Origin of the sequence: Treponema primitia (assembly GCF_046533075.1) — a bacterium.
GTDB classification, from domain to species: Bacteria; Spirochaetota; Spirochaetia; order Treponematales; family Breznakiellaceae; genus Termitinema; species Termitinema primitia_B.
Map to the genome: position 1 here is coordinate 26,460 of NZ_JAJQRB010000003.1, position 12,288 is coordinate 38,747.

A 12,288-nucleotide genomic window follows, 5' to 3' on the forward strand; every position below is an offset into this window, starting at 1 on the left:
GCATACTATTTGTCTCTTAAATTGATTAGGCATGATTTTTATCCTTTGCCAAAAAAAGTTTTTCCCATTTCAATGCATATGTATCAACAATATCCTTGTGTGCCATAACAATAGTAATCACATCGGTCAATGCCCTGCTGAATGCAGATGAAGCATCAGAACCAAAACAATGACATAGCTCATGGCAATATGTGGAAAAAGCCTCAAAAAAATTTTCTCTTGTCAAAAGATTTTTTTTAATTTCGATATTCACAATTTTATATCTGACGCGATGCATTTTTGAATTTATTTGGGGTGTTTCATTTTTAATAGCAATCGCTGTTCCGCTATATATAGATGAATCATTTTCAATAATTATAGCAGGTGGAAAATTTAAAATGAAACCAGTTAAAACCTCTTTTGCAGCAACCTGCAATAAATCAAGCAGCCATGTTTCTTTCATATGTGGTTTTCGTGTTACATTAAACCCGCCGGCTTCTTCACAAAGTTCAACAATGCTTTTATACCCAAGCAATAAGAAGCTATCTGTAACTAATTGTAGCTCTGGCGAATTATTTTTGCGCCATATAAGTGCCGCTGTTTTTTGATTACGCATTTTGATATTTGATGGTTTTTCGCAGCCTGCCAGCAAAGGATAATCTTGCATAAAATTAGTTACAACCAATTTATCAAACCGCATTCGTTTTATAAGTTTTCTTATTACAGAATACCAAGAATCAACATCTTCACTTTTGTCAGGATAATCATACCAATATTTTTTCAGGCTTCGTAATAGCATGCAGGCTGTCGCAGCATCAATTATATCAATCATGTCTAATAATACATCCTGGATTGTTCCTTTACTGATATCCTTTCGTTCTCTGTCGTTTGTTTTAAATCTGTTATGAGAAATAACAAGTCCGCACGGAAATGAACCCCGCGCTTGAAACATAAGAAATACTATACCGTCTCCTTTGCAGTCATAAGATTCAGGATAATTATCGGGTTTATCAGCATTAGTTCTTTTATGTATTGCAACATAATTATTTTTGAATAATACTTCTCCAATGAGGGGATTTTCCGGGAAATAAAATGTGCTTATAATATTTTCTAAAATATTCTTGTCTTGATCCACAACATTTTCTATAATCAAAATAGTTTCTTCTGAAAATGTACTTTCTTCAACTTCGAGCACCAATTGTTTAAGTGATTTCCCGTCAATTGAAACGTTTAGTGTATCAATATGTGCAGCCCAATCACGGGAACTTATACTAATATTCCAATTAAAATCACGCAAAGCAACAAGCGCGGCAATTTTGAATCCTTCGCCATAAAATCCTGCATACCTGCCGGATTCATCCTGCTTGCTTGATGCTCCTATGTGTACAAGCCATTCATAACTAAATCCTTCACTTGCCATTGATAAAATAATTTCCCCATTTTTTGCCTGGTCAGTTTGATATGTGTATTTAAATATTTTACCAAACTTTTCAGAACCTGCGGCATCATAAAAATTCTGGACAAGATCCCTTATAACTTGTTGTTTACTCCATTTTATTGGGTAATTTAGCATTAAATTCAAAGGTATTTTTGCCATATTTATTCATCCGCATCCATTGAATTTGATTTTTTGTAGATACAGTATTTTTCATTAATAAATTCTTGTTCGCTTCGCATTAATTCATCATACGATGCTTCAATATCATTAATAGTAGTGCCTTGTTCCAATGCATAAAATATCATAAGGTCCAAAAAACTTAAATCGGTTTCAAATTTAATTTTTTGAATGATTTTTCCGGAGGGTTTTCCCATTTTCTTTATAATATTAATTAATATCTCTCTTGATACACTTGTTTTGCCAATTCTATACCCGTTAATAAAACCACGATCATATTTTTCATCAGGTGTACAATAATTATTCATATAGGCGACGCTTAAGCCCCGCAGCATTTTTTATATTTTTTTCCGCTGCCGCAGGGACAGGGATCATTGCGGCCTATTTTTGGTTCAACGCGGCGGATGGGCTGCTCAGAGCCGGAGTCCGGATGTTCTTCAAAAAAGCCGGAGTCGCGGTGGTATTTGTTAATTTTTTTACCCCGCTGATACAGCATTTTTTCGGGATCACGGGTTCGCAGTGCCTCATTAAAAAAAACACTATGTAACGCGTAAAGCTCCGGCAATTCTTCTTTTAGACGCCTAAGCTGCGGATCGTAGGTGTTTTTTTTATCAAGAATTTCATACTCCATGGCAGCGATTTCGATTTCATCGTCATCCTCTTCAAAGTCTGCGTTAAGCAGCCTGAAAAGATCGCAAAAAATCACGGGGAAACCTTTTTTCTCAAGATTTTCGATTTCATACTGTATCCGAATATTTTCGATATGCACCCCCACCGGGTTTGGTCCTGTTTTTTCGGCGGTAAGCTCCGGAAGCAGATCCGCTATTTTCTTTATCTCGTTGAAAAAAACTCCCAGCCGGAAACTCGGAATGCTGTCAAGGATCATAATGAGGGTTGTCATGCCATTTTTCCGTGCGTCACTCCCTCCCTCGTGTATCAGGCGGGCGATCTCTTCTAAATAGCCTTTAGAAACGCGACGGTCACTTTCAGGAGAAGCTGCAAAGGCATTGGCATACAAGTAGATTTTTTTCCATTCATTTTCCTTTACTTCTTTAACTGCCTTAATTGCCTCATGAACAGTGGTTCTCAATTCATCATATAGTTCGTTTGAATCAGAAGCATTCTCTATTTTTGCAACAATGCAATTAATGGCAAGAGACCACCCATCCAAAGACGAAGGATCAAGGGCGATTGTACGTTTCAATTCGTCCGCAGCTTTTTTGTGCCAGCCCCTATCGAAATAGCATCCGGCCAGTTTTTCCGAGTAACGGGCATTAGAGGGATTTCGCCGGCAAAGTTCCTCCCAAACATCAGATGCCTTGCCGGTTTTTTGATCCATGCACAGGGATTCTGCATAGAGCTCCCTTACATTGTCTAATTCAGGATGAGCTTTCAATATTGCGCGATAAAATTCCGCCGCCTTATCATGTCTGCCCAGGTGATCAAACCATTGAGCCTCGTTAAAAAGCGGCGCCATGGAACCGGGCAGATCCCCTACCGCATCGTATTCAGCGCGTTTTTGTTTGTCCCTGAGGGTTTCGTAGGCGGTACGGATCTCTTTAAATTTTTCGGGAAAACTGCCGGGTTGAAATTTACGTACCATACTGAAATAGGCTCGTTTTATTTCTTCATCCCCGGCGGTCTTTTCTACACCCAATATTTGGTAATGGTTTAATTTTCCTTCGCCAAAATCAAAGAGACCTTCGTTCAAAAGAACCTCCGGAAGAGGGGGCGCAACACACCGATATCAGAGAGCGCTTCCACCGCAAGGGTGTTCCCCCGATCCCGTAACAGCACGCTCCTGAAACAATCCGCAGCCTTGGCGCGATGTTTTGCCAGCGCCCACAGGCAGCCCTGTATGGCTAAGCACCGCACACTTTGTTGACACTCAACCGAACCCGAAGGGTGAAGGTTCCCGAGGAGCTGTGCAGCCCTGGACCAGCTCTTTTTTTTTATAAGAACAACAACCTGTTCCGGTATTTGATCTTCGCCGGGACTGCCGTCAAGCTCGTGTCGGCAGATTTCCGCCAGATGAGCTGCGTTATTGTTTTCCGGGTCCAGGATGGAGGCGCATTGCGCATATCGAAGCGCCGCGTCCAGGTACCGCTGTTTTGCCGCGGCCAGACCCAGCCTGAAATAGCGGCGGGAAAGCGCCTTTTTCATGGCTGCAACTTCTCCAAGTTTTCAAAGGTCTCAAGCATAAGCAGCAGTTGTTCGCGGTTTTTTTTCACCTGTTCCCTGTTTCCAAGGAGCAGCGCTTCTTTAAGGCGTTGAACAAGGAGCTCTATATCACCGCCAATGTCCTTGCCCGCATTGATAAATTTTTCCGCTTTTCGTATCAGCGGCCGCTCCTGCCGCGCACCCTCGGCTTTTTCCCATTGGCTTAAATCCGGCGCCGCTTTGGCCTTTACCCCCGCCGTATTGATTTCAGCGGAAACCTGCTTGCCGGTGGACACCACGCTTGCCTTTACCTGGAGAATACCATTCATATCGTAGCCGAAGGTTACTTCCACCGGCTCCTTGCCCTGCCTGGCAGATGGAATTCCCTCAAGGCGCACTTCGCCAAGCCGCTCGTTATTTTCCGGGTCAGAAGATTCCCCCTGATATATATCAATTACCACTGCGGTCTGGTAATCAGACGCAGTATGATAGAGTTTCGATTTTTCAACAGGGATTGTGGTATTCCGGGGGATGATAGGATCGAAAATCGGCCGCTTACCAAACACACCATCCGACAGAGGCGCTGTGCCCAGGGTGTAGGGGCAGACATCGGTCAGCACCAGGAATTCATTGTTAATGCTGCCCTCAAGAAGCCCCGCCTGAATCGCCGCACCCCGTGCTACGGTCAAATCGGGATCTACAAGGGAGCGGGTGGCCGTGCCGAGGGTTTCCTCCACCAGATGTTTTACACAGGGAATCCGGGTGGAGCCGCCCACCAAAAGCACAAGCTGCAGGTCAGAACGGTCGAGCCCTGCGTCCCTGAGGGCGCTTTCCATCGGCTCCTTGGTTGAGGCTACTTTCTCCGACACCCATTCCTCAAAATCAGCGCGCCTTACCGTTTTTTCCACAGAAACCGGCTTGCCGTCCGCTTTGGTCAAAAGAAATGGAAGGGACACCTGATATTCATTTTCGGCGCTCAGGGCAATTTTGCAGTCCTCCGCCGCTTTTTTAAGCCGCATGTTCGCCCGCGCGTCCTCCAATAAACCCGAAGGGGAAAAACCCATGACCAGATGCTGCATGATGATTTCATCAAAATCTTTTCCGCCCAGATGATTGTTACCGCTGCTTGCCTTTACGTCGATGATCCCTTCAAAAAGTTCAAGCACCGTAACATCAAGGGTCCCGCCGCCAAGATCATAGACCAGTACGTTTTTACATTCCTTGAGATTTGACAAGCCGTAGTCCAGCGCCGCCGCAGTGGGCTCGTTGATGATACGCTCAACCTGCAGGCCCGCAAGCTCACCCGCCTTTGAGGTTGCCCGCCGCTGGACATCGGTAAAGTAAGCCGGCACGGTGATCACCGCACGGTTTATCTTTTCATGCAGACTGGTTTCCGCGCATTGGACGAGATACCGCAGCAGCATGGCCTGGATTTCTTCAGGCCGGTATGTTTTTCCGTGGGCTTTGAGGATTTCATCCCCGCCGGTAAGCCGCTTTACCTCCATGAAGGTACATTCGGGACGGGTAAGCAGATATTCCGCCGCTTCTTCCCCCACCAGAATAGCCCCGTCCTGGCCGATATGCACCACCGAAGGGGTAACCAGTTTGCCCTGTGAATTCGGGATGAGCTTAGGCGTCCCTTCAACGATACAGGCAATTTCCGAAGTGGATGTTCCCAGGTCTATGCCGACTATTCTACTCGCCATCTTTCACCTCCCCGGTTCCTAAGCTCACCACAACGGAGGCTTTGCGGACAAGGGCGTTTTTATACGTATACCCGCTTTGCAGCAGCTCCAGCACCTGCTCCCGGGGGAACGGCGATTCCACCCCTTTCTGAACGGTATGTATCCGTGGATCAAGGGGCTGTCCTTCCGCTCCAAGGCGGACAATATTGTTATCCGCCAGGAGGCGCCCGGATTGAGTCCAGAGGATATCCGCCTGATTTTTTAATTCTTCACTACCGCTTTGCTGTGCATAGGTACAAAAATTCTCAAGAAGATCGCAAAGGGCAATGGTCCCTAAAGCCAGCGTATCCGCCCGTTTTTTTTCCGTCTCCAGAGCCTCCTGCAAAACGGTCATTACATGACGGTTTTCGCCGGCTAACGTATTCTGCTCTTTCAGCAGATCGTAAATTTCTTCGACCTGCAGGGAAACATCGGTTTGTTTTTTCCGGAGATCATCCGCCAGATCCTGCCCAAGGGCAGCCATTTCCACCGCCTGGGCAATTTCGTACCGGGGCAGCTGTTCAACTTCACCGGAAAGTAGTTTGTTTAGTTCTATTTCAAAATCCAGCATGGTAAACCTTGCCCGTAAGTATGCAAGTTAACGGGGAGTACAGTCAACAGGGCTTTGAACTCCGGCGGATAGGTCCGCCGTTCTTTGTCTTTCTTTCCCATCTTTCTCTCTCTCCTTCTGTTGTATTCTTCACTTATCTTTGTGTCTACTAGATGGGGTTAGGTCCACTCTCGAAGATCTTTGGAATTTAGGTCAGTTGAATCATTTATTATGACAAATTATCATATAATGTCATTTTAACCTCAAATTGACCCAATTCCATCAATTTTTTCATCTCAATAAAGGTCTCATCCTATCCTTGCAAGGTAGGGGTGAAAAGGGTAAAATATACCCGTGGGTAGCTTCATCACCAATCAGAACGGCAAATTCCTCTCCGAAATCATCCAGAGTATACTACCCAAAGCTCAAAACGCCTCATTCCTGGTCGGCTATTTCTACTTTTCCGGTTTTGCCGAGATTTACCAGGGGCTTAAAGACAAGCATCTCCGGGTTCTTGTTGGTCTTGAAATCGAACAGGACATGATTAACCGTGTCCGCGAGGTTGATTATCACACAACAGAGAAGCAAACTCGTGGCGCTCTTAAAGCTACCTTCTATGAATCCCTGGCCGATCTTTTCAATGAAACAGACTACTTTGACAGTGAAAAAGCCCAGGAAGCGTTTACCCTCTTTTTGACCAAAATAAAAGAAGGAACCCTGGAAATCCGCAAGACCAAAGAAAGCAATCATGCAAAGATGTACCTGTTTGAAAACGCGCCAGAAAATAACGAAGGCGATTCCTATCCGGGATCCCTTATCACCGGTTCAAGCAACCTCACGTTTCAGGGACTTAAAGGCCGCCTGGAATTAAACGCTATTCTCCGGGATAAATCTGACTATGAAGAAGGCAAAAAGATATTTGATGAGCTATGGGAAAGCGCCGTCATCCTTGCCGACAAAGACAATCTGGCCGAATTTGAAAACGCGGTAATCGAAAAAATCTGGTATGAAAAACTCTATAAACCATACTGCTTTTTTCTCCGGGTATTGGATGAGTATTTTTCGGTCAACTATGACAAAGATTTCAAGACCGCCCATGATATTAATGATTATTTCTATGATCTTAAATACCAAACAGACGCCATTAAATTAGCCCTTGCGACCATAGAAACTCATAATGGCGTTATTGTCAGCGATGTTGTTGGTTTGGGGAAAAGTATCATCGGTTCAGCCGTTGCCCATAATTTAGGCTTGCGTACTATCATCGTAGCTCCCCCTCATCTGGTACCCCAATGGGTAGATTACGCAGCCGACTTTAATTATCACGCAAAAGTATATTCCTCCGGGAAAACCGGAGCAGCCCTCGAATACTTCAAGGAAAAATCAACCTTTGGTAAGCCCTGGCTCATTATCATTGATGAAGCCCATAAATACCGTAATGAACTTACCGACGATTATAATAATTTACACAACCTTTGCCGTGGCAATAAGGTAATGCTTTTAACCGCAACCCCATTCAATAACCGTCCCTCTGATATTTATTCGATGGTTAAATTGTTCCAGTTACCCCTTAAATCGACATTAAAATCCGTTGATAATCTTGGCTTCCGCTTTAATGAGCTGATTAACCAATACAACGATATACGAAAGCAACAGCGTAAAAAAACAATTGATGAAATAACGCTAAAAAATGAAGTAGACAAAATCGCAGGTCAGATCCGCCGTATCATATCCCCTCTGGTAATTCGCCGTTCCCGGCTCGATTTACTGGGAATTCCCTCATATAAGGAAGACCTTGAAAAGCAAAAAATAGGCTTTGCCGAAACCGGCGACCCCGAAGCTCTCGAATATGATTTGGGCGATATAAAAGATTTATACCTCGATACCTTGCAGCAAATTTCACCTGACTTGTCTATCGAAGCAGACGCTATGCGGCCACACTATCAAGCCGCCCGCTATAACGCAGTAACCTATGTAAAACCGGAGTTTGAAGAGAGACTCCAGGAAAGAGTTGAAGAAGCAGGGATTGAATATAACCTGTTTATCGGAACCCAAAGTAACCTTTCAAAATTCATGCGGCGAATGCTTGTCCAGCGGTTTGAAAGCTCCAGAAAAGCCTTTGAAATATCCTTGGGCAGGATGATTTCTACGTCTCGTAATATATTAAACTGGATAGAAAAGCGTGGTAAAGTGCCTATTTTTAAAAGAGGATACTTGCCCGACATAGAAGAGATTTATAAAGAGAATACCAGTACCGATGACCTTTTTGCTGAGGAAATTGCCGATTCAACCTTTGAAGTTGAATTAGGCAAACTTGAAGCAAAGGGCTTGTTTGAACTTGAAACAGATTTTTTTGATGATGCCTTTGTAAATGATATAAAGGGTGATATTCAAATACTGGAACAAATTCAGCAAAGCTGGTTTGGAAAAGGCATAAAATTAGCCGACCCAAAGCGTGACCATTTTGCTGAAATTATATCATCCCAGATTAAAAACGATCCGCAACGCAAAATTATTGTTTTCAGTTCCTACGCTGATACCATAGATGACCTTTATGAAAAATTAAAAGAAAGCGCTTTGCGCGTGTTTAAATATACATCAAAAAAATCGAATAAGACCAATAAGGCCATCATCGAACGTAATTTTGACGCAGGAAAGAAAAGCCAAGATAATGATTATGATATTCTTGTCGCTACTGACGCTATTTCAGAAGGCTATAACCTGCACCGTGCAGGAACCGTATTCAACTACGACATTCCCTATAATCCCACCCGTGTAATTCAGCGTGTAGGCCGTATTAATCGTATCAACAAAAAAGTATTTGATCGCCTTTATATCTATAACTATTTCCCCACAAGCATTGGTGAAAGTGAAACCCGCACTAAGGAAATCTCGACCCTCAAAATGGCGATGATTAACGCCATAATCGGCGAAGATACTAAAGTCCTTACCGGCGATATAGAACTCCGCTCTTTCTTTGCTGACCAATACAGGAAAATGGTTAATGCAAGTGAAGTTGAAAGCTGGGAAACAAAATACAAGCGATTATTAGAAGAAGCGAAAGGCACAAAAGAGCACGAAACCGCCTTAACCATTCCCCATCGTTCCCGTGTGGGTCGAAACGTAGTTTCGAGAACAGCCGATAAAAGCCGTAAAGGTGTTTTGATGTTTGGCCGGAAAAAAGATACTTGTGTTTTCAAAATGTCCAGGGATTTACTGGATTCAGAAATACTTGCAGAAGAAGATGCCTTTAAATTACTTGAAGCAGATATTATTGAACAGGCAAAGCCGGTTTCGGCAAGCTTTGATGCTATTTATCAGATCATAAAGCAAGGACTTTTCAAGACTACAGTGACAGAAAAAACCGATAAACAAAAACGTGAAGTTCTGGATAAAATAAACGCTATTGCCCAAAGCAGCACTTTAAATAGTGATTACATGAAGGACCTTCAATATGTTACAGAGATTGGCGCCCTTTCAGGCCTCTCAATGCAATTTATCCGACAGTTAAAACCTGCTGAATTCAATGCGTTGCCACAGGAGATAGACCAGGACTTTCTTGACAGGGTTATTAAAATGGCCCGTGATATTGACGAAGGCAAGGAAAGCATTATTTTAAGCGAGGAATTGCAATAATGGACTTTAAAGAAAAATATAATCGTAAAGCATGGCTGTCCTTCCTCGAAGATTCATTTTTGCCAGATGATTTTAGTATAAATGAAAAAGAGGTTTCATTCAGCGAAAAGCTTGAATATGCCCAAGCCGTTACAAAACTAGGTGAGTCCGCCTCATTAGGATTAACGGTATTTGAAATTAAACATAAGTCAACAAATGATGCTCGTGTAGGTTTAAGCAAAGATGCCTTTCGTCTTGTTTGTAATTATACCTTGCATAGCAGGGCTTTGGTTTTATTTGTTCCCCAGAACAATGACGATTTCTATCGCTTCTCTTTAGTTGAATTTACTCCCGTGGTAAATGATAAAGGCAAGGTTAAACGGGATTATTCCAATCCCCGGCGATATTCCTTTATTTTAGGGCGCGATGCAAAAGTAAAAACCCCACAGCAGTATTTGATAGAGAAGGGACGAGTTAAAGATGATGCGGATTTAAAAAGTCGCTTTTCCGTTGAAGTTCTTACAAAGAAATTCTTTAGCGAGTTGTTCAAATGGTATGATGACTATGCAATGCCGCTTGTTAAATATCCTGAAGGAGCCGGTTCTGTTGTAAAGCTAACCCAGGAAAACAATAACTTGCATTTAATACGCCTTATTACCCGGCTTATATTTGTCTGGTTTATAAAGCAAAAAAAATTAATTCCCGACTGGATATTTGAAAAAGACAAGGTGGATGAAGTATTGCTTAGTTTTGATCCCCACAGCAATAAAAAGGGGAATTACTATAATGGCATATTGCAGAATCTGTTTTTTGCAACTTTAAATAAAGCGGTAACAGAACGCAAATTCACCGATGATGAAGAAAGCAGTAAGCATTATGGCATAAAAACCTTATACCGGGATCATACCGACACCCCATTATTTGCCATTTCAAAGAAAGAATTTATCAGGAAATTTGAAGAAGTCCCCTTCTTAAACGGCGGCTTATTTGAGTGTCTTGACCAGCGAAATGGCGGCGAACGCCAGGAATATCATGATGGGTTTAGCCGTGAAAGCAAACGCAGCGCCTTCGTTCCCAATTCTCTTTTCTGGGGAACAAAAGACGGTTCCCAGGAAGGTATCATTGACCTTTTTAACCGGTATAATTTTACCATAGAGGAAAATACCCCCCAGGATGTAGATATTGCCCTTGACCCTGAGTTGTTAGGTAAAGTATTTGAAAATCTTTTAGGTACCTTTAACCCCGAAACCCACGAAACCGCCCGGAATGAATCCGGTTCTTTTTATACCCCCCGCGAAATAGTAGATTACATGGTAGATACTTCTTTAAAGGCATATCTAAAAGATAAAATTACCAAAGAAAAAACAATAGCTGATATAGAAATAAAACTTGATAATCTTTTTTCATATATTGAAACATCCCATGGTTTTACTGAAAGTCAGGTAAAAACACTGGTAGAAGCTATCAATAACTGCAAAATTATTGATCCTGCCTGTGGTTCCGGCGCCTTCCCCATGGGTATATTACACAAGCTCACGTTTATACTTGGAAAAGTAGACCCGGATAATCAAGAATGGCGGGAACTACAACGGAAAAAGGCCCTCCGGGAGATGGACGAAGCCTTACATATTATTGATAAAACAGAAAGAGAACGGCGTTTGCAGGAAATTGATGAGGTATTTGAATCCAACGCCAACGCAAGCGATTATGGGCGTAAGCTCTATTTACTCGAAAATTGTTTTTTTGGCGTGGATATTCAACCGATTGCCATACAGATTAGTAAATTGCGTTTCTTTATATCCCTTATAGTTGACCAGAAAACTTCAGGAACAAAAGAAGACAACTATGGGATTCTCCCATTGCCTAACCTTGAAACCAAATTTGTAGCCGCCAATACCTTAATCGGGGTACAAAAGAATGATGATGCTATGGCATTATTTGAAAACCCTGATATTGAAAAACTTCAGGATGAATTGCTTGCAATACGGCATAAACATTTTAGCGCTAAAACGGCAAAGCAGAAAATAAGTTTACGCGAAAAAGACAGGGAAGTATGTACCCACCTTGCAAAGCTTTTAGAAGAACAGCATTATTATACCAATAAAGACGCTATCCAGATGGCGAGTTGGGACCCGTATAACCAGAACCGGTATTCCGAGTTTTTTGACCCCTACTGGATGTTTGGGATACGGGATGGGTTTGATGTGGTGATTGGGAATCCGCCTTATGTACAATTACAAAACAATGGTGGATTTTTGGCAAATATGTATCAAAATAGTGGCTACACAACCTTTGGACGTTCGGGTGATATTTATCAACTTTTCTATGAACGTGGATTGAAACTCCTCTGTAAGAATGGGCACCTTTGTCTTATTACTTCCAATAAATGGCTTAGAGCAAGTTATGGAGAGACAACTCGTAAATACTTTGCAAATAATGTGCGTCCCTTACAATTAATTGATTTTGCGGGTCAACGTGTTTTTGAAACCGCGACCGTTGATGTTTGTATCATTCTAATTCAAAAAACGGACGCTAATAGTCAGTATCAAACTAATGCTTGTATAATAAAGGAAGATCGTTTAGATAATTTGACCGATTATGTTAGACAATCCGGAACATATATTTCATTTCCAGGCGATGGGAAA

At 42.5% G+C, this 12,288-nt stretch carries 8 protein-coding genes; 2 read left to right on the forward strand and 6 right to left on the reverse strand.

Annotated elements, in window-relative coordinates; translation table 11 throughout:
- Positions 1–25: 25 nt before the first annotated feature.
- Genes LQZ19_RS00655 through grpE form a run of 6 tightly spaced genes read right to left on the reverse strand, consistent with a single transcriptional unit; the run spans position 26 to position 6,049 of the window.
- Positions 26–1,576 (reverse strand): hypothetical protein, encoded by a 1,551-nt coding sequence (locus LQZ19_RS00655; protein WP_411045697.1) that lies wholly within the window; start codon positions 1,574–1,576, stop codon positions 26–28.
- A gap of 2 nt (positions 1,577–1,578) precedes the next feature.
- A complete protein-coding gene (locus tag LQZ19_RS00660; protein ID WP_411045698.1) occupies positions 1,579–1,902 on the reverse strand; it encodes a hypothetical protein in 324 nt (107 codons plus the stop codon).
- Positions 1,903–1,913: 11 nt separating this feature from the next.
- On the reverse strand, positions 1,914–3,305 hold the full coding sequence (locus LQZ19_RS00665; RefSeq protein WP_411045699.1) for a DnaJ domain-containing protein: 1,392 nt from the start codon (positions 3,303–3,305) through the stop codon (positions 1,914–1,916).
- Positions 3,302–3,757, reverse strand: a complete 456-nt coding sequence (locus LQZ19_RS00670) for a hypothetical protein (RefSeq protein WP_411045700.1) — start codon at positions 3,755–3,757, stop codon at positions 3,302–3,304. The genes LQZ19_RS00665 and LQZ19_RS00670 overlap by 4 nt, the downstream gene beginning before the upstream one ends.
- The gene (locus LQZ19_RS00675) at positions 3,754–5,460 is read right to left on the reverse strand and encodes an Hsp70 family protein (RefSeq protein ID WP_411045701.1); all 1,707 of its coding nucleotides are present in this window, start codon (positions 5,458–5,460) and stop codon (positions 3,754–3,756) included. The genes LQZ19_RS00670 and LQZ19_RS00675 overlap by 4 nt, the downstream gene beginning before the upstream one ends.
- Positions 5,450–6,049 carry a nucleotide exchange factor GrpE gene (gene grpE, locus LQZ19_RS00680; protein WP_411045702.1) on the reverse strand — a complete coding sequence of 200 codons (600 nt, stop codon included), beginning with the start codon at positions 6,047–6,049 and terminating at the stop codon, positions 5,450–5,452. The genes LQZ19_RS00675 and grpE overlap by 11 nt, the downstream gene beginning before the upstream one ends.
- Positions 6,050–6,382: 333 nt before the next feature.
- On the opposite strand from grpE, the gene LQZ19_RS00685 reads away from it, so the two are divergent.
- Positions 6,383–9,664 (forward strand): helicase-related protein, encoded by a 3,282-nt coding sequence (locus LQZ19_RS00685; protein WP_411045703.1) that lies wholly within the window; start codon positions 6,383–6,385, stop codon positions 9,662–9,664.
- Positions 9,664–12,288 (forward strand): Eco57I restriction-modification methylase domain-containing protein (locus LQZ19_RS00690; protein WP_411045704.1); only part of this gene is annotated, 2,625 nt, incomplete at its 3' end. The genes LQZ19_RS00685 and LQZ19_RS00690, both read left to right, overlap by 1 nt.

Bases quoted from the DNA above. Each gene is read 5' to 3' on its own strand.
- LQZ19_RS00655 (WP_411045697.1), bottom strand. From the start codon at position 1,576: ATGGCAAAAATACCTTTGAATTTAATGCTAAATTACCCAATAAAATGG.
- grpE (WP_411045702.1), bottom strand. From the start codon at position 6,049: ATGCTGGATTTTGAAATAGAACTAAACAAACTACTTTCCGGTGAAGTT.
- LQZ19_RS00675 (WP_411045701.1), bottom strand. From the start codon at position 5,460: ATGGCGAGTAGAATAGTCGGCATAGACCTGGGAACATCCACTTCGGAA.
- LQZ19_RS00670 (WP_411045700.1), bottom strand. From the start codon at position 3,757: ATGAAAAAGGCGCTTTCCCGCCGCTATTTCAGGCTGGGTCTGGCCGCG.
- LQZ19_RS00660 (WP_411045698.1), bottom strand. From the start codon at position 1,902: ATGAATAATTATTGTACACCTGATGAAAAATATGATCGTGGTTTTATT.